Source organism: Paenarthrobacter sp. AT5 (assembly GCF_032764245.1).
GTDB classification, from domain to species: Bacteria; Actinomycetota; Actinomycetes; order Actinomycetales; family Micrococcaceae; genus Arthrobacter; species Arthrobacter ureafaciens.
Window position 1 is genome coordinate 15,245 of sequence record NZ_CP136441.1, and the last position, 26,460, is coordinate 41,704.

Consider the following 26,460-nt stretch of genomic DNA (forward strand, 5'->3'; position numbering starts at 1 on the left):
GCCGTCGTACTTGACGCGGTGTCAGAGACCGCCGCGGCGGACGCCGCCGGAAACCGCGTTGGCAGCGTGGATTGCCCGGAGGAGCTTAGCCGGGAAGTACACGGAGAAGAACACCACCATCGGCGCCTTCAGTGCCATCTTCTTGACGTTGTGGGCCTTGTAAGTGCGGTCAAAGCGCGTCACGTAGTAGCGGTAATCCCGGGGCGAGTCCTCAAGCCGGCGCGCTGACATTCCGGACACCATCTGGGGCCAGTACTGGATCCGGAGGTCGTGTTCGGCGAGGTGCAGTGAGAGATCGATGTCCTCATGCATTTCGTCCTTCTCATCCAGGCAGGCTTCATCCCTGATGGTTTCCCACGCCGAACGGCGAAGCGCCATGTTGGAGCCGAACAGGAAGTGGTACTGGTGCTTCGCCAGGCGCAGCATGAGCTGGCGCATCTTGTCGTCTGCCTTAAGGCCGAAACGGCGCATAGGCATGTCGTAGTACACCACCGGACCCGTTGCTGCCTGAACGGTGGGATCAGCGAAGGCCTTCTGGACCTGCTCCACCCAGTCAGGTTCCAGGACCGAGTCGGCATCGATCCTGCCGATGATGTCGCCGGTGGCGCTATTGAGGCCGTAGTTCCGCGTGGGAATGAGGCCTTGGACGTCCGCTTGCTTCAGCAGGATGATCGGGCTCTCCGGATATTCCTGCTGCATCCGGCGAACAATCTTTGCCGTTCGGTCCTTGGACAGGTTGTCCACCACGATGATTTCCTTCGCAGGAACAGACTGATAAATGGCCGCGATGAGGCACTGGCGTATGACGCTTTCCTCGTTGTACGCCGGGATGACAATTGAAACGCCCGGAGGTTCCGCGCGCTCCTTAAGTTCACCCTCGAAGGGTCTATCAGCTGACATCATTTCAAATCTAGCACCCGGCCACGGAGCCCCAGCGGACTGTTCGGCGTGGGAAGGCCGCTTGGCGGGAATTCAGGGCCGGGAAGTTGCCTCGGCCGGGACCTTGCCTGGCGCCGGGACCTTGCCTGGCCTGGAAAACAATGAAGGGACCCCGGCTAACCGGGGTCCCTTCATGGTTTGCTGATCGAACGCCGCCGATGGCTTGAACTAGAGAGCGGAATCCTTGGAGTCCGTGCCCTTGTCCTCATCCTTGTGGGTGGCGGCAGCAATGTTCTTCACTGCCGTCTTTGCGTCCGTGGCGACGTTGGAGGCGTTGTCCTCGGTCTTCGCGAACGCGTCCTTGGTGGCCTGCTCTACTTCTGCCTTGGCTTCTTCCGGGGTGAGGTCGGAAGTTTTGGACTCAGCCGGGGCCGCAGCTGCTGCAGTTGCGGAGGCTGCTGCGTCCGCAGGAACCGGAGCGGGGGTCGGCGTTACCGGGGAAGGTGTCTTCCACGGGTCCTCCACCGGCTTGGCGGCCTTCCACGCAGCGACGCCGGCGGCAACCGCGGCGGCAATGACCGTGACAACCAACCAGCCGCGCTTCTTGGGCTTCTGCTGGGTAGCCAGCTGCTTGCTGACTGCCTTGCTGGTCTGTTCCGCCACAGCCTTGATCTGCTTGCTGGTGGCCTGCGCCTGTTCCTGGACGCCATGGACGACGCCGGACTCAACCAGGCGCTGGGCGACTGCATCGACCTGTGCCGGTGCATTCTCCAGAACATGGTGGACCGCAACCGATGCGTGGCCCAGCTGTTCGGAAAGCTTGGGCAAGTACTCTTCCACTACCTTGTCCCGGGCAACGCCGAGGGCAGGCGTGGCGCGGTTGAGCGTCTCCTGAATCTTGGGCGTTGCATCCTCAACAGCGTCGTGGATCTTGGGAGCCAGCTGGGCCAGCCCGTCCTGGATCCGCGGCGTGACCTTCTCCACGCCGTCGGCGAGGTTGTGTGCGGCCGACTTCAGTCCCTCCTGGATCTTGGGGGAAGCAGTGTCAATGCCGTGCTGGATTCGCGGAACAGCCCAGTTGACAGCTGCCTCTACACGTGGCGCTGCCCAGTCGCGGGCGTTATCCACGCTGGCCACAACTGTGTGCTCAAGGTCGCGGGCAATACGGTCTGATTTCTTCACAACTACCTCCCGATACACATGCTCGTTTGTTGCTAGCCTACGTGCCCCAAACTTCATGGGCTATTCATCGTCAAGATTCTTGCCCGATTTCACCGAGCGCGGAACCGGCTTCACGGCCAGTGGCGGCGTTGACCCTGCATGAAAGAATGGGACGCATGACCATTGCAACAGCAAAAGCCACAATTCACACGAGCCTGGGCGACATCAAGGTTGACCTTTTCGGCAACCACGCCCCCAAGACCGTTGCCAACTTCATTGGCCTGGCCACTGGCGAAAAGTCCTGGACCCACCCGGAGACCGGCGAGGACAAGACCGGCACACCGCTTTACAACGGCACCATCTTCCACCGGATCATCAAGGACTTCATGATCCAGGGCGGCGATCCCCTCGGCCGCGGCGTCGGCGGACCCGGCTACAAGTTCGACGACGAAATCCACCCCGAGCTGACCTTCAACGCTCCGTACAAGCTGGCCATGGCCAACGCGGGCGTCCAGATGGGCAAGGGCACCAACGGTTCCCAGTTCTTCATCACCACGGTGAACACCGACTGGCTGTTCGGCAAGCACAGCATCTTCGGCGAGGTCACCGACGAGGAGTCCCGCAAGGTTGTTGACGCAATCGAGGGCGTACGCACCGGCATGGGCGACCGTCCTGTTGAGGACGTCGTCATCAACAGCATCGACATCGAACAGCTCTAGTCCTTCATGAGCTACGGAATTCCGTCGGCCGAGCCGTCCGCTGACATCCCGGTGTGCCCCAGGCACCCGGACCGGCCTTCATACGTACGGTGCCAGCGTTGCGGGCGCCCTGCGTGTCCGGAGTGCCAGCGGGCGGCCGCCGTCGGGTTCCAATGCGTTGACTGCGTCAACGAACAGAAGCGTACGACGCCGACCTACCGGGCCCCTTACGGCGGCGCGTTGGCCGTCGGCAAGCCCTTGGTGACGTACGCGATCATCGCACTCTGCGTACTGGTTTACGTTCTGCAGTGGCTGCTGCCCGGCGAGGCTGTCTACCAGCAGTTCGCTTTTGCCAACGTTTTTGCAGACCGTGAGCCATGGAGGATGCTGACGGCGGCGTTCCTCCATTCCCAAAGTTTCCTTCTCCACATCGTGTTGAACATGTACACCTTGTGGATCTTCGGACAAGCCCTTGAGCCGTTGCTCGGGCGGGTCCGGTTCCTGGCCGTTTACTTGCTGTCCGCCGTGGGCGGTTCCATTGGATTCCTGCTCCTCACCCCGGACCGCCCCGTCATAGGCGTGGTGGGTGCCTCGGGGGCGATCTTCGGTCTCTTCGGGGCAATGTTGGTGGTCCAAAGGCACCGCGGTGGGGAAACCCGCCAGCTGTGGGTCTTGATAGCCATCAATGGAGCAATCGGTTTCTTCGTCCAGGGCATTGCCTGGCAGGCGCACCTCGGCGGATTGATCACGGGCGGCCTTGCGGCCGCTGCCATCGCCTATGCCCCCCGCGGTAAGAACCAAGGGCTGCTCCAAGCGGGAGGCTTGGTCCTGGTGGGGGCGCTGCTGGCAATCGTCACCTGGTTCCGCGTTTCTTCAGGCTAGCTGCTGTGCTGCCCAACTAGATCGCATTTGTGCACGTTTTGAGGGGGTGTCATGTCTCATGACCTTGTAGACACTTCATGTCTCATGACTTCGTGGACGGTTGTTGTCTCACGACTGTGTGGACACTTCGTCTTGGGACTTTGTTTGTCGGCCTCTGCGGGGCGGGTACTTTGTTCGTTTCTTGCGGGTGCCTTGTGGGTCTGCGACGACTCCTGAGGGTTTTCCGTTGCCGACGTAGGTGGTTCCGTGCGGAGGTCTGGGGTGAGTGATGATCTCGGTGCCTTGTGCTCCGAAGAACATGATGGTGGTGTCGTCGTAGATGATGTGCACGGTGGTGCCGGTGTGTTCTTTGCCCATTTTGAAGTGGGTTCCTAGGATCGTCACGGACCCGTTCCGGTTCACTGTTCGGTGCGCGCTTTGCCTGTCCGTTGCGGGCGTGACTTGCTCAGGAACGGTTGGCGGGGGCGTTTTCGGGGTGGCGTTCCAGGCCTCATAGGGCGTCGTTCCCGCGGGTAGGCCTTGATGTTCGCGTTCGTTGTTGTAGTAGAGATCGAAAGCGTCGACCTGCAGTTGCAGGGCAGCCATTGAAGGGGCCGGGAGTTGCCTGTGCAGGTATCGGTGCAGGGTTTGGTGGAAGCGTTCGTTCTTGCCTTGGGTGGTGGGTTTGTAGGGTTTGCCCGTTATCGGTTCGATGCCTTTGGCTTTGAGGAACTCCACGAGGGCCCCGGTGCGGCCGCGGCGGGTGGGATTCAGTGCCGAGCCGTTGTCGGAAAGGAACTTCTGCGGTGCTCCGTGGCGTTCGATGGCCTGGGTAACGACGGCGATTGCGGCGGCGCTGGTTTCGCCGGGTGCGACCAGGGACGCCAGCGCCAAACGCGAATGATCATCGATGAGTTGGAAGATGGCTACCTTCTTGCCGCTGGCGAGCTGCCATTCGGTCGAGTCGATTTGCCAGCACGCGTTGGGTTGCGGATAGACGAACCTTTTGTAGGCGCTTCGAGGCTTCTTCCGCGGTTCGGGCATCACGACACCGGCCCGGGAAAAGATCCTGGCCACGGTGGCACGCGAGGGCGGTGTGAAGCCTTGTCGTGAGAGCTTCGCGATGACAGAAAGCGGACCGTGGTCCTGCCCGCTCTCCTGCAGTTCCGCCCGGGTACCGAGCAGCAACTCGATCATCGCCTGTGGGGTCAGGGCCGGCATGGTTCTTGGAATCGTGGGCTTTTTCTCCAATGCCTTCACCGGCCCCACCTCGGCAGCCGCCGCCCGGACCCGGTAGAACCAGGCCCGGGAGACATTGTGCTTCCTGCAGAACGCAGTAACCGCGCCTCTGGGCGAATCCTCGGACCACGTTGCCACAGCATGCCGGATCTTGATGTCCGGTTGGGGTTTGCTCATGCAGAGCAGCAAACCCGCAAGCTAAGTGTCCACGATGTCCTGAGACAGAGTGTCTACGAAGTCATGAGACAGAACTGTCTATTAAGTCATGAGACTCCACACACGTTTTGAGGGGGCAAAACGCGCACAAATGCGATCTAGTTGGGAGGGTTAGTTCCGGGCTACGGGCTGCCGCAGGATTGTCTTGAGCTTCTCCGGAGCAGTCCGCCTCGCGTCGGACAGATAAATCTCGTGATGTTTCCCTGTGGGCCGAAGACGGTGCGAAGGGATGAAGTCCTTGTGCATCTCTTCCAGAACCGGGCCCTCTGCGTCGTACGGGCCTGTGTGCAGGGTCTGGACGCATAGTCCCTCATTCAACGAGGCCAGCCGCAGCGACTCCAATGCCGGCGCTCCACCCTTGCTCCGTACGGCCTCCACTACAGCGTCTACGTGCCCCGGGGTGATCCAGTCAGGCGTCATGATCATCATGGTCCAGTCCCAACGGGACTTATCCCGTTCCGTGGTGAAGCTGGCCATGTCCTCAGACCACCACAGACCTTCCAGCGGCATCACGCCGTAGTCCCGGCCGAGTTCCTGCTTGCTGAAGAACTTCAGCTTGTACGCGACCGGATACAGCGTTTCCAAGGCATCCCTGTAAGCCTGGGCGGTGTTGGGATCGCCGTGGCCGTCGATCATGAGGAATTGAAGCTCCGGTACCTTGACCAATGCGAACGTTCCTGCCGTGGCCTTGTAGCTTGTGATCTCCTTCTTGAAGTCGACCTTGGTCTTGGACTGTGTGCCCACCGCTCCTCCTCGATGCAGGTCATCCCCGCTCCGGCGTTATCCACAGATGTTATCCACACTGTGAGTAACTTACATACGTGTAGTTAGGACGCTAAAGGCCAGCCGGCGCGTGAAATGGGGCAGATATCCCCCGTTTGGCATGTGTTGATCCACATCTGTGGATAACTTTGTCCCCTGCAGGAGGCTGTTTGTGGACAAGAGAAGCCCTGAGGGCAGAGGTGTGGAAAAAGCTGTTAATCCGCCTGTTAATAAGCGCCTATCAACAGAGTTATCAACACTGTTAATAACTTACAGTCGTGTAGTTTCGGAGCTCCTGCGGGCGCTGAAGCCTGCCATGACAAGTGTTTCCGCCGCTATACCCACAACTTTTCCCCATCTGTGGATAACTTGTGAGCGGCTCGTTGTTGTTAAGTGGGTAACTCTGTGAGGACGTCTTCCAGGTGCTTGTTCGAACGTCGGCGAACAAGCACAAGCTCGGGTGGATGAACTTTGACCGAATGAACCTGCAATATCCACAGCCTCGTACACAGTGGGTAAAACCCGGTTGCTACTGCCGGGTAGCCCGGAGAACGCACCAGTCCGGGGCTTTTGGCGCCAGTTCCGTGGATGTCCACAGAAGTTATCCACGGCTGTGGATAAAGTTACGCACTTTCTGTGGAAGGCAAGCACGCCGTCAGGCGCTGCGGTGGGCCTTGGCGGAGTTCTCCAAAGCTCGCGGAGCTAGTTCGAAGGCTGAGGAGCGCTCAGTTCCAGACGCCCGAGGAGCCGCGTCGATGGCTGTCCACCAAGTGGGTGTCGATGATTCCCACAGCTTCCATGAGGGCGTACATGGTGGTGGGGCCAACGAAAGCGAAGCCCTTCTTCCGGAGCGCTTTGGACAGCGCTATGGACTCGGGCGACGTCGTGGGAATGTCCGCGAGGGTTTTGGGAGCGGGCGTCTTGTCGGGCTTAAATGACCAGACAAAGTCAACCAGCCCACCTTCCTCACGGAGGGCAATGGTGGCTTTGGCGTTGGTGATCGTTGCACGTATCTTGAGGCGGTTCCGTACGATGCCCGCATCCAGCATCAACCGCTCCACATCAGCCTCGGTAAAGGTGGCCACGCTCTCCGGATGGAAATCAAGGAAGGCTTCCCTGAACGCTTCCCTCTTTCGGAGGATGGTGGCCCAGGACAGCCCGGCTTGGAAGCCTTCCAGGCTGATGCGTTCATATAGCCCCTGCTCGTCCCGGACAGGCATTCCCCATTCATGGTCGTAGTAAGCCTGCATCAAGGGATCCGAAGCTGCCCACGCAGGCCGTGCCAGGCCGTCCCCGCCAATGACCGTGCCGTTCTCCGCGGGATTCATTCGTAGCTCCTTTTGGCTAAGTGTGGAAAACCCTGCATTGGATTTCCCCGTTGGGGATATTGTGCCCGCGGGCTACGACATCCCGGTGACGCGCATGGTGATGTTGATGCGGCCGTGGGAAAGACCGCAATCCGAGGGTGCCGTGCCGGGGTGGACCTTGGGGATGCCGTGGTAGGCAAACCGCGATGGCCCGCCGAACACAAACAGGTCGCCCGACCGCAACTGCACGTCCTCGTAGGGTTTGGTACGGGTCCGGGTGTTTCCGAACCGAAATACGCAGGAGTCGCCAATGCTGATGGACACCACAGGCGCACTGGACCGTTCGTCCTTGTCCTGATGCATCCCCATGGCCGCGCCATCGCCGTAGAAGTTCACCAGTGCAGCGTCCGGTGCGTAGCCGTCGGCCAGGCCGCTCAGGGAGGCGTCCTGGACCAACTCCGGTGCATATGCCTCTGAGACTGCCTTCTTGCCCAACCGAACCATCCAGTCGGGGAAATCGAGGACAGGGCGGCCATTGACGTCTGTTGCTTCCCGCGTGTACTTGTACGGCTGCCAGTGCCAGCCCAGGCATACGGTCTTGACGGACATCTGCTGGCCGCCCGGCAACGTGGCCGCACGCAGCGGCACCGGACCCTGTGTCCACTCCCCAAACCGGGCCACGATCCAGCGCTGTTGCTCATCGGTGAGCCAACCGGGAACGTGCACTGCGCCGGGTGCGACCAGACGCGGGCCGGAGTGGCTCCCCTGCGGTTGGACGAGCTCGACCGGGAACAGGGCGTCCTCGGTCATGCCGCGGCCTCCAAGGTCAGGAGAGTTCGTTTCGCTTCCGTGCCGCCGAGATACCCTCCGTAGGTTCCATCGGTCCGGACCACCCGGTGACATGGCACGATGACCGGCAGAGGGTTGGTGGCGCAGGCTGTGCCCACCGCCCGGACTGCGTTGGGGCTGCCCGCTGCCCTGGCCACCTGCGAGTAGCTCTCCGTGGTTCCATAGGCAATGTGCGGCAGATGATGGAGGACGTCCAGGCGGAAGCCGCGCGAGAGGCTGAAATCCAAGGGGAGGTTGAACGTCCGGCGCTGGCCGCTGAAGTATTCATCGAGTTGGCGGGCGGCTTCGTCCAGCAGCCCGGGGGCCTCAAGGATTCGTGGGCTGACGGTGTTGGAAAGCTGTTGAAGTACTGACGCGTGGTCTTCGAGTTGGAAAGCTACCCGGAGCATGCCCCGTGCAGTAGCGGCCAAGAGGAGCCTTCCGACCGGTGACTCCACCACCCGGTAGGCGATATCCAGGGAGTGGTCTTCCCACGCCGCACGGGCCAAGCGGGCACGAAGGGCTACCAGTGAAGCTTCCAGCCCGGAGTCCAAGGACTTCAACATGGTGCCCACATCGCCGGGTTCCTGTTCCACGGAGGTCATCCGGGTACTCCTCTCAAAGCAGTCGGCAATAGAACGGTGGGTGAAGGCCGGCCGAGCGCAGCCCGGAGAGCTTTGACGCCGTCCGCTGCTGCCCGGCGGGCAGCGTCCGGAGTTACGCCCACAAGGGCCGCAACATCCTTGTAAGGAAGCCCGACAAGATAGTGGTAGGCGATCGCCTGACGTTGCTTCGGCGGCAGCTGACCGACGGCGTCGAGTAGTTCCACCTGCCCCTCATCCGGCACACCCAGGCTCGAGGGCACATCGGGCGTTTGCTGTACCGGCACCGGCCTCCGAACCGACGCGCGCAGGATGTCGATGCATTTCCGATGGGCAATGGTCACAAGCCATGCCTCCGTATTGGCATCTGCCGGAAGGTCTCCATAGGCCTTCAGTGCTGACAGGAAAGTCTCGGACCAAGCATCCTCGCCGTCGTGAATGCCAACAATGGCCCGGCACACGCGCAGGACCGTGGCGCCGTGTTCCTGCACCACGGTTTCGAACGGTCTCTTTGGGGGTGCCGGGGGAATTGGCCCCATCAGAAGAGCTTGCTCTCTTTGACAGCCGCAGGCTCCTCCAATTCCAAAAGGAATCTCTTATTGTCCAAGCCGCCCGCGTAACCAGTGAGGCGGCCCGTGCTTCCCACCACGCGGTGGCACGGAACAATGATGCTGAGCGGATTGCGTCCCACTGCGGAGCCCACCGCCTGGGCAAGGTGGGGATCGCCGAGTTCGGTTGCCAGTTGCCCGTAGGTGACCGTTTCCCCGTAGGGGATCAACTGCAGGCGATGCCAGACTTTTTCCTGGAGCTGGTTTCCCCGCACTTTGAAGGGCACCTCGAAGTGTGTTCGGTTCCCGCCCAAGTACTCGGCCAATTCGGCTTCCGCCCGTGAGAAAACGGGATCCCCGCCAGCGGCCAATGAGCCGAAGTAATCCGCAGGCGGCAGGTGCCAATGGCCCTCGTAGAAAATGCCCGTGAGGAACTGCCCGCTGGCAGTCAGCGTCAACTGCCCCAGCGGGGAATCCATGGTGGTGTGCCTGGTGCTCATACCCTGTAGACGTTCACGGGCAGGAAAACGTGAGGTGGGACTTTCCCGGCGGCGTCAGGACCGCCAGCGAGTGGTCATCAGAAAGCCCACGATTGCGATGCCGAAGCCGGCCACGATGTTCCACGAAGCCCAGTCCCGTACCGGGAACTGACCTTCGGTGATGTAGAACGTGATGATCCACAGCAGGCCGAGGATCATCAGGCCGAACATCACCGGCTTGAACCACACGGGGTTCGGCTTGTACTGCTGCGCTGCGGAAGTCTGCTGCTCCTGACGGGCAGGCCGCTTGCGGGGCTTGGACTCGGGCACGGATCCTCCTTGGCTGATGCAACTAAACCCGTAACGGCATGCCTTGGTATCCTGCAGGAAGGAAAATTCCAGCGGTCAACGGCCACGCGGCATTCCGGGGTGGTACTAGCTGTCAAGTCTAGCCGCAACCAAGGGGCCGCCCGCGCCGCCCGCGCCCCCTGAAACGAGGAGATCCCGTGGCGCACCAGCAGTCGTCAACCACTGCTGTAGCGCCCCCTGCCCAGGACCTGCGAAAGAGACCACCGCGCCGGAAGACCGGACCGATGGACGTTATCCGCAAGATCATCCAAATTCTGGGCGAGCTCCTGATCACCGCAGGAATCGTCCTGCTTCTCTTCGTTGCCTGGGAGCTGTGGTGGACCAACGTCGAGGCAGACGCCAAGCAGTCAGAGGCGGTAAAGAGCTTCGCGCAGGAACTCTCCGGTCCCGTGGAGCCGGCGCCCGCCCCTGCTGACTACGGCCCTCCGGTGGTTTCAGCAGCCCCGGGGTACGGTCAAACAATCGGCATCATGTACATCCCGCGCTTCGGTCCGGGTTACACGCGCCCCATCATCGAGGGAACCGGTTCCGATGTTTTGGACACGCTGGGCCTGGGTCACTACGGAAGCACCAGTATGCCCGGTGCTGTGGGGAACTTTGCGGTGGCAGGCCACCGCCAGACCCACGGAGCCGTCCTGGACAGCATCCACACCCTGGTGCCCGGGGACAAGGTCTACGTCCAGACCAAGGAGGGCTACTACACCTACGTGTTCCGCAATAACCAGATCGTCCTCCCGAGCCAAACCGACGTGCTGCTGCCCGTGCCCACCCAGCCGAAGGCCACTCCCACGGAAAGCTTCCTGACCATGACCAGCTGCAATCCCCGCTTCGGGTCCCAGGAACGGATTATTGCCTACTCCATCCTGGACAGTTGGCAGCCCTCCTCAGCCGGCCCGCCGTCGGAAATTGCCGCTCAAGTAGCCCAGGCCCAAGGAAAGGGGTAACCGGTGTACGCATGGATATTCCGCAATCTTCCGGGCCCCTTGTGGGTCCGGATCCTGACATCAGTGGTACTCGTGGCGGTAGCCGTGATCCTGATGATCGAGTTCCTGTTCCCCTGGGTTTCCCAGTTCACCACCTTGACCGACTCAACGATTGGTTCAGTGCAGCAGCCATGAGCACAGCAAAAATCCTGGTCGTGGATAACTACGACAGCTTCGTTTACACCCTTGTTGGATACCTTCAGGAGCTCGGGGCCGAGACAACGGTCGTCCGGAACGACGACGTAACCCTTGCCGAAGCGAAGGAGCTCGCCGCAGCGCGCGACGGCGTCCTGATCTCACCGGGCCCGGGCACGCCGGCGGAAGCCGGCGTGTGCATCGACCTCATCAAGTGGTGCGGCGAGAATGGCAAGCCCATGTTCGGCGTGTGCCTCGGCCATCAGGCACTTGCGGAAGCATACGGCGGAGTCGTCACGCACGCCCCGGAGCTTATGCACGGGAAGACGTCACCGGTCCGGCACGACGGCAAGAGCGTCTTCGCGGGCCTGCCGTCCCCCGTCACCGCAACGCGCTACCATTCGCTTGCCGCGGTGCGTGATTCCATTCCCGACGTCCTGGAGATCACTGCCGAGACCACCAACGGTGTAGTGATGGGCCTGCAGCACAAGACGGCACCTCTGTGCGGAGTCCAGTTCCACCCGGAATCCGTGCTCACCGAGGGCGGCTACCAGATGCTCGGCAACTGGCTCGAGTCCCTGGGAATGCACGGCGCAGCCGAACGCGCGGCCAAACTGAGCCCGCTGATCCAGCACTAGGAAGCCGCTCTGCTGAGGGCTGGAGGCATCCTCTGCGTGCTGCTCCTTCGTCGCTTTGACGCAGGCTGCCGGATGCCCCCAGCCCTCAGGCATGCCTGAAACTAGTCCTTCTTGGTGGGAGTCGGCTTCGGCTTGTCCGTTTCCGTGGGTTTGGGGGTCGGTGTCGGCTCCGGGGCGGGCGCCTTGGCCAGCGTTACCGTGATGGTCTTCCCCTGTTCCACTTCGGTGTTGGCGGCATCGCTCTGGGCCGTTACCTTGCCCGGTTCAACCTGTGTATTCTCCTGTTCGACGACGGCCATCAGCAGGCCGTTTTCCTTCAGGAGAGCCTCCGCCTCGGCTTGGGTGAGGCCTGCGAGCTGGGGCATCAGGACGCGTCCGGAAGACACCTGCAGCTCAACGTTGGAGCCGGCTGCAATGGGTGCGCCCGGAGCCGGTCCTGTGGTGATCACCAGGCCGAAGGGCACCGTGGGGCTGTGCGTCCGGACGGTGGAAATGGCGCCGGTAATGCCCAGGCGCTTCAGGTAGTCGCGGGCATCGGGTTCTGTCCGCCCGGCTATGTCCTTGGGGATGGTGACCGAGCTGGGCCCGCTGGATATGTTGAGCACCACTTCGGCGTTCTGTTCCAGCATTGCCCCCGCATCCGGGGACGTGCCTATGGCCATGTCTTTCGCCACGGTGTCGCTCGCTACCCGCGTGGTCTTGGGAACCAGCTTGGCACCATAGAGCTCTTGGAGAGCCTGTGATTCGGACATATTGGCCACCGCAGGTACGGCAACTTTGGCGGGTGCCGGCGGCGCCGCGTTCACCACGCTGTAGATCCAGAACCCGGCCCCCGCAAGGACCAGGATGGTGAAGATTGCCAGGGTTGCCGCCCAGGCACGACGGCGGGACTTCTGCCGCGCTGTACGCTCGCGTTCCGGCGGGAGGCCAAGAGGAAGGTCGTCATCCGCCTGCCTGAGGGCATAGCCCTGTGGCTCCGCGTAGTCGGCGTGCTCGGGATCGTCATTGATCTGGTCGACGTTGAGGAATCCGACGGCGGTGGCGCTGAGCAGCTGTGTGGAGGGATTGTCGTCGTCCACGAGGTCGTTGGGGTCCGTGGGTGCCTCGCTGGCCGGAACGGCAGGTACGGGGACGCCGTTGCTGGCCGCCCTCAACGCACGGCGGAACGCAGCGGCGTCCTGGAACCGGTCGTCGCGGTTTTTCTGCAGGGCCTTGGCCAGGACGGAGTCCAATGCCTCGGACACGTCGGGGTTGTGGATGCTGGCCTTGTCCGGGGTTTCCCGAACATGCTGGTACGCGACGGAGACGGGACTGTCACCAACGAACGGCGGCCTGCCGGTCAACAATTCGTAGAGCAGGCAGCCGGCCGAGTAGAGGTCGCTCCGCGCATCGACTGTTTCGCCGCGGGCCTGCTCCGGGGAAAGGTACTGGGCAGTGCCCACAACGGCCTGGGTTTGGGTCATGGTCGCGGAAGAATCAGCCATTGCCCTGGCGATGCCGAAGTCCATGACCTTGACCTCGCCCGTATCGGCGCAGACCATCACGTTGGCAGGCTTGATGTCGCGGTGGACGATCCCCGCTCTGTGGCTGTATTCCAGGGCCGACAGGACTCCCAAGGTGTAGCCGATGGAGCCCTCGACCGTCAGTTCCTTGGCCTTGATCATGTCCCGCAGGGTGCGTCCTGCCACGAATTCCATGACGATGTAGGGAACACGCACGTCCTCGCCGGGTCCGCCCGGGATGGAGTGTTCGCCTGTATCGAAGATGGCCACAATGGAGGCGTGGTTCAGGGCAGCGACTGCCTGGGCTTCGCGCTTGAACCGGGCCTGGAACTGGGGGTCGCGGGCGAGGTCGGCGCGCAGTACCTTCACCGCTATGGTCCGTCCCAGCAGGGTGTCCGTCCCGCGGTAGACATCAGCCATCCCGCCACGACCGATCAGCTCACCCAGCTCATAGCGGCCGTTGAGGATGCGTTGCTCAGACACAGATGTGCCCTCCTCCCGGTGTGCAGGACCCTGCCGTGACGATGTCATCAAGGACTACTTAGTTGCTCGGGCGGCCGCTGGGGCTACCGCTGGAGGTTGACGGACTGGTGGGCACAACGGAGCGGGAGAGGAAGTACGTGACCGTAGAGCCTTCCTCAACTTCAGTTCCAACTGCGGGCGATGACCTGACGAAGGTGTTCGGTGCCTGGCCGACGGCACCGTTGACGGGATCTCCTGGAATCCAGCGGAGGCCGGCACCTTCGAGGGTGGCCCGCACCTGCGCCTCAGTGGCACCCGGAGCGATGTTCGGAACTTGGACTGTGGCGGGCTTCTCGGGTCCCTTGGAGTACTTGACGGTGATGGTGGTGCCGGGGTCGACAGGACCGCTCGGGTTCACGTCCACAACAATTCCGACGGCGGCGGTGTCGTCGAAGACCTCCTGGCCGTTGACGCCAAGGCCGAGGCCCCGAAGAGCCGCGCTGGCCGTTTCAAACGGCTGGCCCAGGTACTCTTCCGGAATGACGTTGACCTTCTGAGGTGTGGTCTGGGTCGGTGACGGCGCCTGGGAGGTTTGCGTGGGTGTGGGCGTTGCCGAAGTTGACGACGGCGCCGACGTCCGGCTGGGGCTGGACGATGTGGATTCACTCGGAGAAGGGCTCGGTGAAAAGAACCCGGACTGTGAAATCAGGAATCCAACCAAGGCGAAGAGAACCAGCAGGATCAAAGCCACCAAAGGCCAGGTCCAAGGACTGCGTTTCTTGCGGTCGGGCTCAGCGTCGTCGTAATTGTCGTCGTCGCTGTAGATCACTTCTTCGTCATTGAGCTGACGCTCTGCCTCCAACGCATTGGCCCGGGCCAAGGCGTTGTCCGATGACGCTGCGGAAGCGCCTGCGGCGCCTGCAGCAGCCCCGGCGGCAGCTGCGCCGACCACCGGAAGTGCGGAAGTCGCCGTCGTCGATTGCTCTTTTCCGAATGGTGAGGCGACGACGCCGGTGGGTGCCGTGGCGGTGTTGACGGGTGCGGTGAGGGGACCGGTTGAGTCCTCGAAGAGGAGCATGCCGGGCACCGCGGCGTGGGCGGTGGCGATGTCTCCGTTACGGATCGCTTCCGCGGCTTCGGCCAGTTTGATGGCGTTGGCGGGACGGTTCTTGGGGTCCTTGGCCAGCATGGACATCAAGAGTGCGCGCACGGGCGTCGGCAGCGTCTCCGGAAGCGGCGGTGGAGCGTCGTTGACCTGTGCAAGGGCGATCGCAATCTGGGATTCGCCGGAGAACGGCCGGTGCCCGGTGAGGCACTCGTAACCGATGACGCCCAGGGAGTAAATATCCGAGGAACCCGTGGCGGTCTGCCCCGTGGCCTGCTCCGGAGCCAGATACTGGGCGGTGCCCATGACCTGTCCGGTCTGCGTCAGCGGCACTTGGTCGGCCAAGCGTGCGATGCCGAAGTCCGTGACCTTGACCCGGTTGTCCGGGGTGATCAGGAGGTTGCCCGGCTTGATGTCGCGGTGCACCAGGCCTTGTGCGTGTGCCACCGCCAGGGCGCGTGCCGTCTGGGAAATGATGGAAAGCGTCATGTCCGGAGACAGCACCTGCTCGCGCTCCAGGATGGCGCTCAGCGGGTGGCCGGGGACGAGTTCCATGACCAGGTACGCCGAACCGGCCTCCTCGCCGTAATCGAAGACGTTGGCGATGCCGATGTGGTTGAGGAGCGCGGTGTGCCGTGCTTCAGCGCGGAAACGCTGGAGGAACCCGGGGTCGCCCGTGTATTCCTCCTTGAGCACCTTAATGGCAACGATCCGGCCCAGAATCTGGTCCTTGGCCTTCCAGACCTCGCCCATGCCGCCAATCGCAATGCGACTGGTCAGCTGGAACCTGCCGCCGAGTGTGATTCCCGAAGTAGGCCTCACTTATTCAACACCGCCTCAAAAATCTTCTTTGCGTTCGGACTGGTTAGCTTTGAGCCGCTGAGCACATCCACACCTTCCATGACGATGGTGACGGCCGCTTGCGGGTCGTTCGCCGGGGCAAACCCGGTGAACCATGAATTGTTCAGGCCTGAATCACCGAGTTCGGCGGTGCCGGTCTTGCCGGCTACCTTGACTCCCGGGACGGAAGCGCCGTTGGCGATGCCGTTGTCCACGGCGCTGGTCATCCACTCGGTGATCTGGCTGGCGATGGGTTCAGTGGTGCTCTTGCGGAGGGTTTCGGGCTTGGTTTCGCTGATGACGCGAAGGTCCGGCGCCCTGACGGTCTTCACCAGGCTGGGCTTCATCTGCGTTCCGCCGTTGGCGATGGCCGCGGTCATGAGGTTGATCTGCAACGGCGTAGCCTTCACGTCGCGCTGTCCCACGGAGGACTGTGCAAGCTGTGCCTGGTCAAGGTCCTTGGGGAAGACGCTCTGGGCCATCTGGAGCTTGAGCTGATCGCCGAAGTTGTCACCGAATCCGAACTTCTCAGCCTGCTCCCTGATGGCATCCTGGCCGAGGTCCAGGGCGATGCTGGCAAAAGGCGTGTTGCAGGACTGCTCAAGGGCGAAAGAGAACGACGCCGTCTCCCGGACGTTGCAGTTACCGCCGGCATAGTTGGGGAGGCTTGCGCTGGACCCCGGAAGCGGAAGGCTGGCCGGATTCGGCAGTTCGCTGTCCTTGTTGTACTTGCCCGAGTTCAGCGCTGCTGCGGTGTCGACGAGCTTGAAGACCGATCCCGGCGACAGCAGGTTGCCCGTGGGGCCGCTGACGTTCTGGTTCAGGTTGATGCCGGGAATCTGGTTCAGCTCGGTGTAGTTGGCCTGTGCTGCCTTGGTGTCATGAGTGGCGATGAGGTTGGGATCGTAGGAAGGCTTGGACACCATCGCCAGGATCGCTCCGGTCTTGGGGTTCGTCACCACAATGGACCCGCGCTGGCCGTCAGGGATGAGGTCGTATGCGAGCTTTTGGATGTCCGGATCAAGGGTCAACTCAACGGACGCGCCCTTGGGCTCGTTGCCAAGGAACATTTGGCTGACGCGGTCCAGGAAGAGCTGGTCCGAGTTGCCGGCCAAGGTGTCGCCCATTGACTGTTCCAGGCCGGTGGAGCCAAATCCCTTAGAGAAGTACCCGGTGATACCGGCATAGAGTTCCGGCTCCGTGTACTTCCGCTGGAAGGCACAGGATTCCGTCCCTGGCACCGACTCGGCAATGGGCTTCCCGTCCACGATGATGGCGCCGCGGTCGTTGCAGAAGGACGCCAGGATGGCACGCTGGTTCCACGGGTTGGCGTTGAGCTCGTCAGCGCCGATGACCTGCACGTAGCTGATGGCACCGAAGATCAGCGCGAACATGGCGACGGCAGCCATCCATGAACTCCTAATAGCCTGGTTCATTGCTGCTTCACCGCCTCTGTTGGTGCGCTGGGTGTCTGTCCGGTGGCCGGCCTGCGTGCGGCCGGAGTGCTGCTGGTTGCTGGAGGTTTAGTGACCATGGGGGTGGTATCCACAGGGCCACGCGCCGTGTTGGAGATCATCAGCAGCAGGCCGACAATGATCCAGTTGGCCAGCAGCGAGGATCCGCCGGCGGCAAGGAACGGCGTGGTGAGGCCCGTGAGCGGAATGAGCCGGGTAACGCCGCCGATCACCACGAAGCACTGCAGGGCGATGGCGAACGACAGTCCGCAGGCCAACAGCTTTCCGAAGGCATCCCTGGTTCCGAGGGCAGCGCGGAAACCGCGCGTGAACAGCAGGAGATAAAGCATCACCACGGCAAACAAGCCGATGAGTCCCAGTTCTTCGCCAATCAGCGCAACGATCATGTCGCTGTTGGCAAAGGGGACCAGGTCCGGCCTGCCTTGGCCGAGGCCGGTGCCCACCAGGCCGCCGTCGGCCATGCCGAACAGGCCCTGCACGATCTGGCCGCTGCCGCCGGGAGAACGTCCGAAGACTTCCGGGGTGAAGGCATTGATCCAGCTGTCGATGCGGAAAGCTACGTGGGAGAAGATCCGCGAGGCGATGAAGCCGCCGCCGAGTATGAGGGTGACACCAATGACCACCCATGAGATTCGGCTCGTGGCCACGTAGATCATCACGATGAACAAGCCAAAGAAGAGGATGGAGGAGCCAAGATCGCGCTGGAAGACCAGGACGCCGATGCTCACCAGCCACGCGGTGATCATGGGGCCAAGATCCTTGAAACGCGGGAACTGCATGGGGCCGATCTTCCGGCCGGCCAACAGGATGAGGTCGCGGTTGGAGGATAGATACCCTGCGAAGAATATAGCGAGGGTGATCTTTGCGATTTCGCCCGGCTGGAAGGTCATGGGCCCTACCCGGATCCACACCCTTGCACCAAGGATTTCTCCGGCGGAGATGCCGGGAATCAGGGGAAGGAGCAGCAGGAACGCGCTCACTGCCAATGAAATGTAGGTGAAGCGACGCAGGATCCGGTGGTCTTTGAGGAACCAGATCACCGCGATAGCGACCGCCATGGCGATCAGGGTCCATCGGAGCTGGTTGTTTCCCGTGTCGTCGCCGGGGGCATCCATGCGGTGGATGAGGGCCAGGCCCAAACCGTTGAGTGCAACGACAATTGGAAGTATTACTGGGTCGGCATATTTAGCCCGGAGCCTTAGGACCACGTGGAAGGCGAAGGCAGCTACAGCCAGAAGACTCGACTGGAACCAAAAGTCGTTGTCCAGGCCGGATTCAGAGTTGATGCTGACCAGGGCGCTGGCACCGATACCCACGGCCAAAGCCAGGACGATGAGAACCAGCTCAACGTTCCGGCGGGGCTTGGGGGTGATGTCTGTTTGGCTCATTTTGCCGCCTCACATGGAGTCGGGACGGGCGAGGGCGTTGGGGTGGCAATCGCTGCCGTGCTGGGGACGGGGACGCTTGCAGTTGGCGAAGGCGTGGCCGTGGCAGAAGGAGAAGGACTGGGGCAGTTGGCCGAGGCGCTGCCGAAGTTCTTCAGGTTCTCCACGATGCGCTGGGCATCGTCCAGATCGCCCGCAGGCACGGTTTGGCGCACGCTCTGCTGGCCGTACTCGGGCAGCGAGTCAACGCGCAGGTCCGTGACGGCTTCGAGGCGGGAGAGCTGGATGGGTCCCAAACGTTGGGAAATGCCATTGAAGATGGCCACGCGCTGGTCGAACTCGCCCACGTAGTAACGGGTCTGGGTCCAGGCGTATCCCAGCCAAAGACCCACCACAACGCCCAGGACGACCACCGCAGCGACGGCCGGCATGAGCCAGCGGAAGCGGCGACGGGGCGGTTCCGGCAGTTCCAGGCGGTCCTGCTCCGCTTTGTGGGTCAGGACGGTTGCTGCCCGGCGGGCTACCGTACGGCCCGCGACAGTTGGAATGGAGCCGGTCTCGGCCGCAGTAGCAGCTGCGCCCACGAGCAGGTGCGGGCGGCTGGCCAGTTCCTCCCGAAGGACTTCGGCCGAAAGGTGCTCGCCGAGATTGGGGTCGGTGGTGGCAGGAGGTTCCTTGGAGTCCTCTGTGGCTTCCGCGGTTTCCGTAGCATCGGGCTTTGAGGGACTGGTCCGGTCAGGCTGCTCTTCTGCCGACCCCGGAGTCCCTGAACTGAAGGAGGACCCGTCACCGGCCGTCTTGGCGACGGAAGGCTCTTTTTCCTGATTCTTGGAAGCCGTGGATTCCCCGGCGTCCTCCGCCGATTTGCTGGCAGTAACGGCGTCCGGTTCGTCCCGCGGGGTGGCCCCGGCGGCCGGAACGATGTCCACGGCGGCCGTTGCGACGTCGTCGTCCGTTTCTTCCGCGATCTCGAGCATCACCACGGTGACGTTGTCCGGTGCTCCGGCCTCGAGAGTGAGGTCAACGAGGGTTTCCACGCATTCGCGGAGGTCCTTGATCTCCCGGACCATCCGCTCAACGACGTGGCCGGCCACGTAGTTCAGGCCGTCGGAGCAGAGCAGCCAGCGCTCACCGGGCTCGACGTCGAGGACATCAAGGTCCAGTTCGGGGCTGGCATCGACGTCACCGAGGACGCGCATGAGCACGTTCTTGTGCGGGTGGGTTTCCGCTTCTTCCGGGCGCAGCCTGCCTTCGTCAATGAGGCGCTGAACGAACGTGTGGTCGATGCTGATTTGTTCGAACTTCTTATTGCGGAGCCGGTACGCGCGGGAGTCGCCGATGTGCGCAAAGTGCAGCTTGCGTCCCTCGAGGAGGAGCGCAGTGACCGTCGTGCCCATGCCTGACAGTTTGGGATTCTGGTGCACCAGCTCGGACAACAGCGAGTTGGCGGTCTGGATCTCGTCCGCGAGGACGGTATCGGCGCCGTCCGGGTAATCGTCGTGGTCCAGGTGGATCATGTCCAGCACCGTAGACGCAGAGGCGACGTCGCCTCCCGCGTGACCGCCCATGCCATCGGCAACCACGGCAAGATGACGCCCCACGTAGGCGGAGTCGTCATTTTTGGAGCGGATCCGTCCGACGTCGGAACGCGCGGCGTAACGCATGATGAGGGGGCGCTCCGCCGGTGTTTCGTTGCCTTCGGTGGTCTCGGTAGAGGCCATGGGCTACGGCCTCAATTCAATGACCGTCTTGCCGATTCGCACGGGGACGCCAAGCTCCACCGGCAATGCGCGGGTGAGCTGCTGATCGGCCAGGTATGTGCCATTGGTGGAGCCGAGGTCCTCAATGAACCAGCGGCTGCCCTGCGGGAACAAGCGCGCGTGGCGGCCTGAGGCGTAATCGTCTTCGAGGACCAGGGTGGCTTCCTGGGCGCGGCCAAGCAGGATGGGGCTGGCAGCGAGCGGGACCGTGGTGCCCTTCAACGGGCCCTCGGTGACTACGAGGTTGCGGGCGTGCTGGATGGCCGGCGGCGGTGAAGCTGCCAGCTCGGGGTGCTTACGGACCTCGCGGGCTGTAGGAGCGCCGGTCACGGCTTTGCGGCCGATCTGGAAGTCCCGCCGCATGGTGGACACAATGCTGAAGATCAGGACCCAGAGCAGCAGGAGGAAACCGAAGCGAAGAGCCGTGATTGTCAGTTCGCTGATGTCGTTCACGCGTTGCCACCCGGGTTCTGGGGGAGAAGGCGGAAAATAATCTTGGTACGTCCCATCGTGATGGTTGAGCCGTCAGTGAGTTCCACGCTGCCGTCCACTTTGTGCCCGTTGACATAGCTGCCGTTGGTGGACCCAAGGTCGACGGCCCAAGTGGTGCCGTTTTGGGTGCGGACCTCAAGGTGCTTCCGGGAAACACCGGTGTCGTCCACCAGGATGTCCGCTTCAGAAGAGCGGCCCAGTACTACTGACTGGGCGTTGAGGGAATAACGCTGGCCACCGATGTCCAAGACAGGCTGGAGGCGGGTTGGCTGACGCACGGGAGCGGCGGGGACATTCGGCCGGGGAGCCTGCTGGGCACCTCCGGATTTTTCTGTCCTTGAGGCGATTTCAAAATGGCCGGCACGTTCTTCTTCATTGCGGCGGAAAGAGATCCTTACCGGCCCCTGAAGCGTGTAGCCCTGGCTGCGAACGTGTTGGATGACTACATCGCACAGCTCTTCGGCAAGGGGAGTGCCCCACTCCTGCGCCCTGGCGAAGTCGTCATTGCTGAGGAGGACATCGAAGACGTTGGGGGCGAGTGTCCTGCCGGCGGCAATGGTGATGGACTGGTTGTCCAGCTCCCGCCGCAATTTGCTGGCAATTTCCACCGGCTCAACACGCGCCCGCGACCCCGTGGAGAAGACGTTGCGGACAGCCTTTTCAATGCCCCGCTCGACTTTGTCCAGCAAGCCCATGGTCCTTCTCCTTTCCTGATCGCGGCACCCGTTGTGCCTGGTTTGCAGACTGTAGGCGCACACAGCAAAGTGAGCGCCAAACGGCCCTTCTCTTTCCCGATACTACTTGGAGTGACTGGGAATGGCCTTAATCCACAACGCCGTGCGGCCCGGAAAAGTTCACTCCTTGCCTGTGCTGGCGGGGGAGGAAGGGATCTGATTTTCCTCTCTGTAAAAGCCGTTGAAGTCCGTGTTTGGTGGCTGAACCCGGGGTGCTGATCATCCTTCCGGGCTGCCCGCGATGGCCGATTGGTGTTTTTCCCACGGTGTCCGTTATGCTTGATCTCGCTGCTTTTGAAGGAAGCGAAGCCGGAATGCCGGTGAGCTTCTGGAAAAAGAAGTTGCGCGCGAGTGGCGGAACGGCAGACGCGCTGGCTTCAGGTGCCAGTATCCGAAAGGGTGTGGGGGTTCAAATCCCCCCTCGCGCACGCAATCAGAAAGAGCCCCGGTCTTTGGACCGGGGCTCTTTTGTTGTGCGCCCACCTTTGTCCTGTGCGCACCCAACTCGGTAGCAGTTAAGCGCGTTCTGGGCGGTCTAAACGCGCTTAAATGCGACCTAGTTGGGTGGGGTGGGGCGGGAGGTTAGCCGCGCGCCGAAGTCCTGAGCCGGCGTCGTGAGTTGCTCAGGTGCATGCGCATGGCTGCCGCGGCAGCGGCCGGGTCCGACTCCGCGATGGCCGCATAGATGGAGGCGTGCTCGTGCACCACGTGGGCGAAGTGCTCGGGGGAGTCAAGTTCGTCGCTTGAGACCAGGCGGCGGCGCGGCATGGTGATCATGGTCTGCCCCAGCGCGTCGATGCAGTCCATGTAAAAGGGATTGCCGGACGCCGCCGCGACCGCACGGTGGAACTCGTAGTCGGCCTTCATGGCTTGGGCCGGATGGCCGGAACCGGCAGTGAACTGCTCGAGGGCCCCGTGTACGGCCTTGAGTTGGCGGTCCGTGCGGTGTTGCGCAGCGAGGGCGGCGGCTTCAGTTTCGACGCCGATGCGGAAGTCGAGCATCTGGAGCCGGTCTTCGAGGCTGGACACGGCACGGGCGCCCGGGGCTTGGGCGGGCGCGTCGGCAGGCGGGGTCAGCGCGAAGCTGCCCCGCCCCCGTTCGGTTTCCACGAGTCCCTCGGCCTGCAATCGCGTCAAGGCAGAGCGGACGACGGTCCTGCTCACCCCGAATTCGCTGATGAGCGTATTTTCGCTGGGAAGCTTCTCACCTGGCTGGATGACGCCGTCGACGATGCGGTTGCGAAGATCGGCGGCGAGGTCCGCGGTCAGGTTCCGGCTCATGGCTTCAAGATTACGCGCCGAACTCCACGGACTCGGTGGTCCAGGCACGCGCCTGCCCGCTGAGTGTCACGCCCAAGCCGGGGCGATCCGGGACGATCATGCGGCCGTCCTTCGTCTCCAGCCGTTCCTCGAAGAGCGGATCGAGCCAGTCGAAGTGCTCCACCCACGGCTCGGTGGGATAGGCGGCTGCGAGGTGGAGGTGGACTTCCATTGCGAAGTGCGGCGCCAGGCCCAGGCCGCGCTCATCCGCGAGGGTCGCCAGGCGCAGGAACTGCGTGATGCCGCCGACGCGCGGTGCGTCCGGTTGGATGATGTCGCAGCCGTTGGCGTTGATGAGGCCCTTGTGTTCGGCCACCGAGGCAAGCATTTCGCCGGTGGCGATGGGCGTGTCCAGGACCTGGGCAAGGTGGGCGTGGCCCTCGAAGTCGTACGCGTCCAGGGGTTCTTCGATCCAGATGAGGTTGAATTCCTCCAGTTGGCGGCCCATGCGCAGGGCCGTGGCCCTGTCCCACTGTTGGTTGGCATCCACCATGAGTGGAACGTCCCAGCCGATGTGTTCGCGGACGCCGGCCACCCTGCGGAGGTCTTCCTTGGAGTCGGGCAGGCCGACCTTGATCTTGATGCCGCCGATGCCTTCCTCGATGGACTGGGTGGCACGGGCTTTGACCTCGTCCAACGTGGCGTTCAGGAAGCCGCCTGAGGTGTTGTAGGTCCGGACGGAATCGCGGTAGGAGCCGAGGAGCTTGGCCAAGGGGAGTCCGGCACGTTTGGCTTTGAGGTCGTACAGCGCAATGTCGACGGCGGCAAGCGCTTGGGTGGCGACGCCGGAACGGCCCACCGATGCGCCCGCCCAGAGGAGCTTGGCGTAGATTTTGCCAATGTCGTTAGGGTCCTCGCCGATCAGGCCCTGGGCAACTTCCTTGGCATGGGCGTACTGCGCGGGGCCGCCGGCCCGCTTCGAATAGCTGAAGCCAAGGCCGCTATGGCCCTGTTCCGTGGTGATTTCGGCGAAGAGGAAGACCACCTCTGTCATGGGCTTTTGCCGGCCCGTGAAGACCTTGGCGTCACTGATGGGCACCGCGAGGGGCAGCCGTGCAGTGGATAGTTTGACGTGGCGGACAAGGTCGACGGGGCTCATGGGTCTCCTTAGTGACAAGTTGCTACTTAGGATACAAGTCGTGCACTTGTGTTACAAGAGTGCGACGACGTTTGGCTGCTTCCCGGGGTTTGGTCGCCACCACAGCGCCAACGGACGTCAGAACCAACACCACCGCCCACCAAGGGAAACCAGGATCCATCGCTTGGCTTGGCAGGGCTGTTCCGCCTGCAGTTGACGGTCCGTCGACGCGTTCACCACGCACAAGGAGCCTGTGGCTGTTGACTCCGGTGGGAGTACAGGTCACCAATGTCACGTAGTCCTTGCCATCGACCTTCCGGAGGTCGTCCGTCTTTTCCGGCAAGACCGTGAGGATTTGGTCCACCTTGTAATACAAGGTTTCGCCCAGGACGCTGAGGGTGAAGGTATCGCCCACGCTCACCCTGTCCAGGTCATCGAAGAGCTTGGCGCTGACGAAACCTGAATGCGCTGTGATCACGCTGTGGCTGCCTGTACCCCCTACAGGCAAGCTGGAACCGACGAGGTGGCCCGCTCCCTTGGCCAAGGTCGCTTCATCCGTGTCATGGAAGATGGGGAGGTCAGTGTGGATGGACGGGATGCTGATACGAGCCATCATGCCGCCCGGGCCCACATCGAGCAGCTTGCGGTACGTCTCCGAATCTGCGCTGACGGGCGACCGGCCGCCGTCTTCGTTCAAGGTGTAGGGGTCACGCAGCGGGCCTGATGGGAGCTCTGCATTAAACTGCCGTGCTTCCTTCAACAGGCTCTCCTGCGCTGCAGGCGAAAGGCTCTCGACCGTTTCTACATAGCCACTGATTTCCGTGGCGTGGATGCGGTCTGAAAACCACGCTGCCGCGGTGGGGTACAGGAGCACACCAACGCCAATAATGGCGGCCAACACAACCACCAGACGCTGCCTGCTCCAGCGTCGGCGGCTGTGTTGTTGTGGGGGAGAAGATTCGGGCTGGGTCATGTTTCTCCTGGGACGTACTAATGGCAGCAAAGTGGGGAAGAACGGCGCTGGCTGTTCTTCCCCACTTTGTTCTGGATGGAGACGGGCTCCTGGGACTGCTAGTTGTTGCTCGCCTTGCGGGAGCGCGCGAACAGCAGGACAGCGCCGCCAAGGATCAGGGCGCCGGCAATGTAAAGGACGCTCGTTCCGGGGCCACCGGTGAACGGCAACTCAAAGCCCGAGTTGGACGGGACGTTCTTGACCTGCAGGTCGATTCCCACAGGCGTCGTTGTGGCATTGATCAGGAAGGAGATCGGTTCGGCGAGCAACTCGTATCCGGCAGGCGCCTTGGTTTCAACCAGGTAGTAGGTACGGAAGTTGGCATCGCCCTGTGCAACGGCAACGCCGTTGGCCCAATCGGAGTAACGCAGACCGGACACGGTCAGCGTTCCATCAGCAGCAACGGTGAACTCGGTCTCGCCGTTCAGGCTGATCGGGTTGGTGCCGGCCTCGGCGTCAGCCTGGTTGGTGTAGATGGAGAAGGAGGCTCCAGCCAGGGCTGCGCCGTTCTCGTCAACCTTCTCAAGGGTGATCTCACCCCACTTGGTAACAACCGGAGGCGTGACGATCGGGCCGCCGGGCTGGCCCGGGGTGGCGTTGACGCTGGCAGCGTTCGGGTAGACCAAAGCTTCGTTCTCGATCTCACCAATGGTGTTCACGGTGGTGCCAACAACCATCTTGACGCGGCTGTCCGTGTGGGCCTCCAGGACGTCCAGGCCGGCCGGAGTGAAGACTACGGAGACGGTGTTTGACGCAGAATCGAAGACCACCGTGTAGTCGACACCTTCGGTGAGGACCGTGCCGTCAACCAGGCTGAGAGTAGTACTGACGTACGTCAGCTTGTCGTCGAGCTGGTCGACGATCTTGTAGCCGTCGATGACTTCCTCATTGGGGATGTCGCCGGTGATGGTGAAGTCGATCTGGTCGCCCAGCTTGACGTCGGGAGCATCGGTGACGGTCTTTTCCGCCCCGCTGACCGAGTTCTTCGGGTAAACATGGACGTCGTAGAGCCAGTTGTCCTGGTTGTCCGGGTCGGTCAAGGGAATGGATACCAGGAACGGTGCCGACGGCGTCACACCGGCGGGGTAGTTGGTCTCCGTGACGAGGTACAGGCCTACAGGGAGGTTGGTGAAGGCTGCAGTACCCTGGCTGTCGGTGGCCTGTGCCTGTCCCGCGCCGAGGCTGTATCCGGCGCCGGTGATGGACCCTGTGGGATCCGAGGGCGAGAAGACGCTGCTCAGGTTGTGTGCGGCGTCCCATCCCGCGTTGGAGCCCAGATCGATGGTGTTGACCTGCTGGACTGTGAACTCAATGCCGCTCAGCGGCGTCAGTCCCGAGGTATCCACGGGAGTGCCGTTGTTGGGCAAGCCCGTGGGAGTGGCGGGACGTTCGAACTTGTGAACAGTGATGGAGCCTGTCTGGTCCGGGTCCACCAAGGGGGCGGCGGTGGCCGGCGCGACCGAGAAGGTCATTGCCAGCACCGCCCCGGTAAGCGTTGCAGCGGCGGTCTTCAATAACCGCCGGGAGCTTGGGTTACTCACTCTTTTCCTCTTTCTGTTTATTGATGGTGCAGATGCTCGGAAGTGAACA

The 26,460-nt window shown here is 62.4% G+C and carries 26 protein-coding genes and 1 tRNA gene; 6 read left to right on the plus strand and 21 right to left on the minus strand.

The window, feature by feature from the left end; all coding sequences use genetic code 11:
• Window positions 1-21: 21 nt before the first annotated feature.
• Window positions 22-900, minus strand: coding sequence for a glycosyltransferase (locus RI444_RS00070; protein ID WP_062094359.1), 879 nt, complete (start codon window positions 898-900; stop codon window positions 22-24).
• A gap of 207 nt (window positions 901-1,107) precedes the next feature.
• A complete protein-coding gene (locus RI444_RS00075) occupies window positions 1,108-2,061 on the minus strand; it encodes a hypothetical protein (RefSeq protein WP_021473177.1) in 954 nt (317 codons plus the stop codon).
• 155 nt (window positions 2,062-2,216) lie between these two features.
• Between RI444_RS00075 and RI444_RS00080 the strand changes: the two genes are divergently transcribed.
• On the plus strand, window positions 2,217-2,759 hold the full coding sequence (locus RI444_RS00080; RefSeq protein ID WP_062094361.1) for a peptidylprolyl isomerase: 543 nt from the start codon (window positions 2,217-2,219) through the stop codon (window positions 2,757-2,759).
• 6 nt (window positions 2,760-2,765) lie between these two features.
• On the plus strand, window positions 2,766-3,620 hold the full coding sequence (locus RI444_RS00085) for a rhomboid family intramembrane serine protease (RefSeq protein ID WP_062094364.1): 855 nt from the start codon (window positions 2,766-2,768) through the stop codon (window positions 3,618-3,620).
• 108 nt (window positions 3,621-3,728) lie between these two features.
• Here RI444_RS00085 and RI444_RS00090 read toward each other — a convergent pair whose 3' ends face one another.
• From RI444_RS00090 to RI444_RS00125, 8 genes are all read right to left on the minus strand, one after another.
• Entirely contained in the window at window positions 3,729-5,015 is a 1,287-nt protein-coding gene (locus RI444_RS00090) for a DDE-type integrase/transposase/recombinase (RefSeq protein WP_062095146.1), read from the minus strand.
• A 150-nt stretch (window positions 5,016-5,165) separates the two neighbouring features.
• On the minus strand, window positions 5,166-5,798 hold the full coding sequence (locus RI444_RS00095; protein ID WP_062094366.1) for a GyrI-like domain-containing protein: 633 nt from the start codon (window positions 5,796-5,798) through the stop codon (window positions 5,166-5,168).
• A 743-nt stretch (window positions 5,799-6,541) separates the two neighbouring features.
• Window positions 6,542-7,144 (minus strand): DNA-3-methyladenine glycosylase I, encoded by a 603-nt coding sequence (locus RI444_RS00100; protein WP_069696595.1) that lies wholly within the window; start codon window positions 7,142-7,144, stop codon window positions 6,542-6,544.
• A 72-nt stretch (window positions 7,145-7,216) separates the two neighbouring features.
• Window positions 7,217-7,933, minus strand: a complete 717-nt coding sequence (locus tag RI444_RS00105) for an alpha-ketoglutarate-dependent dioxygenase AlkB family protein (RefSeq protein WP_069696596.1) — start codon at window positions 7,931-7,933, stop codon at window positions 7,217-7,219.
• Complete coding sequence (locus tag RI444_RS00110; RefSeq protein ID WP_062094378.1) at window positions 7,930-8,556, minus strand: methylated-DNA--[protein]-cysteine S-methyltransferase; 627 nt, start codon at window positions 8,554-8,556, stop codon at window positions 7,930-7,932. The genes RI444_RS00105 and RI444_RS00110 overlap by 4 nt, the downstream gene beginning before the upstream one ends.
• Window positions 8,553-9,092: an RNA polymerase sigma factor gene (locus RI444_RS00115; RefSeq protein WP_062094380.1), complete on the minus strand. Its 540-nt coding sequence runs from the start codon at window positions 9,090-9,092 to the stop codon at window positions 8,553-8,555. Before RI444_RS00115 ends, RI444_RS00110 begins: the two co-directional genes overlap by 4 nt.
• Entirely contained in the window at window positions 9,092-9,601 is a 510-nt protein-coding gene (locus RI444_RS00120) for a methylated-DNA--[protein]-cysteine S-methyltransferase (RefSeq protein ID WP_069696597.1), read from the minus strand. Before RI444_RS00120 ends, RI444_RS00115 begins: the two co-directional genes overlap by 1 nt.
• 54 nt (window positions 9,602-9,655) lie before the next feature.
• Entirely contained in the window at window positions 9,656-9,910 is a 255-nt protein-coding gene (locus tag RI444_RS00125) for a cell division protein CrgA (protein WP_021473186.1), read from the minus strand.
• A gap of 263 nt (window positions 9,911-10,173) precedes the next feature.
• On the opposite strand from RI444_RS00125, the gene RI444_RS00130 reads away from it, so the two are divergent.
• From RI444_RS00130 to RI444_RS00140, 3 genes are read left to right on the plus strand one after another with little or no spacing between them, the layout of a single operon-like run.
• Entirely contained in the window at window positions 10,174-10,893 is a 720-nt protein-coding gene (locus RI444_RS00130) for a class E sortase (RefSeq protein ID WP_170828592.1), read from the plus strand.
• Between the two features lie 3 nt (window positions 10,894-10,896).
• A complete protein-coding gene (locus tag RI444_RS00135; RefSeq protein ID WP_021473188.1) occupies window positions 10,897-11,067 on the plus strand; it encodes a hypothetical protein in 171 nt (56 codons plus the stop codon).
• Window positions 11,064-11,705: an aminodeoxychorismate/anthranilate synthase component II gene (locus RI444_RS00140; RefSeq protein WP_021473189.1), complete on the plus strand. Its 642-nt coding sequence runs from the start codon at window positions 11,064-11,066 to the stop codon at window positions 11,703-11,705. Before RI444_RS00135 ends, RI444_RS00140 begins: the two co-directional genes overlap by 4 nt.
• 101 nt (window positions 11,706-11,806) lie before the next feature.
• On the opposite strand, the gene pknB is transcribed toward RI444_RS00140, so the two are convergent.
• The 7 genes from pknB to RI444_RS00175 are packed head-to-tail and all read right to left on the minus strand — an operon-like array spanning window position 11,807 to window position 21,421.
• Window positions 11,807-13,738: a Stk1 family PASTA domain-containing Ser/Thr kinase gene (gene pknB, locus RI444_RS00145; protein WP_207605299.1), complete on the minus strand. Its 1,932-nt coding sequence runs from the start codon at window positions 13,736-13,738 to the stop codon at window positions 11,807-11,809.
• A 10-nt stretch (window positions 13,739-13,748) separates the two neighbouring features.
• A complete protein-coding gene (locus tag RI444_RS00150) occupies window positions 13,749-15,596 on the minus strand; it encodes a protein kinase domain-containing protein (protein WP_062094389.1) in 1,848 nt (615 codons plus the stop codon).
• On the minus strand, window positions 15,593-17,050 hold the full coding sequence (locus tag RI444_RS00155; protein WP_207605298.1) for a penicillin-binding transpeptidase domain-containing protein: 1,458 nt from the start codon (window positions 17,048-17,050) through the stop codon (window positions 15,593-15,595). The genes RI444_RS00150 and RI444_RS00155 overlap by 4 nt, the downstream gene beginning before the upstream one ends.
• On the minus strand, window positions 17,047-18,477 hold the full coding sequence (locus RI444_RS00160; protein WP_193592407.1) for an FtsW/RodA/SpoVE family cell cycle protein: 1,431 nt from the start codon (window positions 18,475-18,477) through the stop codon (window positions 17,047-17,049). The genes RI444_RS00155 and RI444_RS00160 overlap by 4 nt, the downstream gene beginning before the upstream one ends.
• Window positions 18,474-20,195, minus strand: coding sequence for a protein phosphatase 2C domain-containing protein (locus RI444_RS00165; protein ID WP_207605297.1), 1,722 nt, complete (start codon window positions 20,193-20,195; stop codon window positions 18,474-18,476). Before RI444_RS00165 ends, RI444_RS00160 begins: the two co-directional genes overlap by 4 nt.
• 3 nt (window positions 20,196-20,198) lie before the next feature.
• Window positions 20,199-20,678: an FHA domain-containing protein gene (locus RI444_RS00170; RefSeq protein WP_031216763.1), complete on the minus strand. Its 480-nt coding sequence runs from the start codon at window positions 20,676-20,678 to the stop codon at window positions 20,199-20,201.
• 5 nt (window positions 20,679-20,683) lie between these two features.
• Window positions 20,684-21,421, minus strand: coding sequence for an FhaA domain-containing protein (locus RI444_RS00175; protein ID WP_021473196.1), 738 nt, complete (start codon window positions 21,419-21,421; stop codon window positions 20,684-20,686).
• A 384-nt stretch (window positions 21,422-21,805) separates the two neighbouring features.
• On the opposite strand from RI444_RS00175, the gene RI444_RS00180 reads away from it, so the two are divergent.
• Window positions 21,806-21,888: transfer RNA gene (locus tag RI444_RS00180), tRNA-Leu, on the plus strand.
• Window positions 21,889-22,042: 154 nt separating this feature from the next.
• On the opposite strand, the gene RI444_RS00185 is transcribed toward RI444_RS00180, so the two are convergent.
• The 4 genes from RI444_RS00185 to RI444_RS00200 form a co-directional block, all read right to left on the minus strand.
• Entirely contained in the window at window positions 22,043-22,741 is a 699-nt protein-coding gene (locus RI444_RS00185) for a FadR/GntR family transcriptional regulator (protein WP_207605296.1), read from the minus strand.
• Window positions 22,742-22,751: 10 nt separating this feature from the next.
• The gene (locus tag RI444_RS00190; RefSeq protein WP_062094397.1) at window positions 22,752-23,879 is read right to left on the minus strand and encodes an L-talarate/galactarate dehydratase; all 1,128 of its coding nucleotides are present in this window, start codon (window positions 23,877-23,879) and stop codon (window positions 22,752-22,754) included.
• A gap of 22 nt (window positions 23,880-23,901) precedes the next feature.
• The gene (locus RI444_RS00195) at window positions 23,902-24,831 is read right to left on the minus strand and encodes a class C sortase (protein WP_207605295.1); all 930 of its coding nucleotides are present in this window, start codon (window positions 24,829-24,831) and stop codon (window positions 23,902-23,904) included.
• 98 nt (window positions 24,832-24,929) lie between these two features.
• On the minus strand, window positions 24,930-26,411 hold the full coding sequence (locus tag RI444_RS00200) for a SpaH/EbpB family LPXTG-anchored major pilin (RefSeq protein WP_062094402.1): 1,482 nt from the start codon (window positions 26,409-26,411) through the stop codon (window positions 24,930-24,932).
• Between the last annotated feature and the right edge of the window lie 49 nt (window positions 26,412-26,460).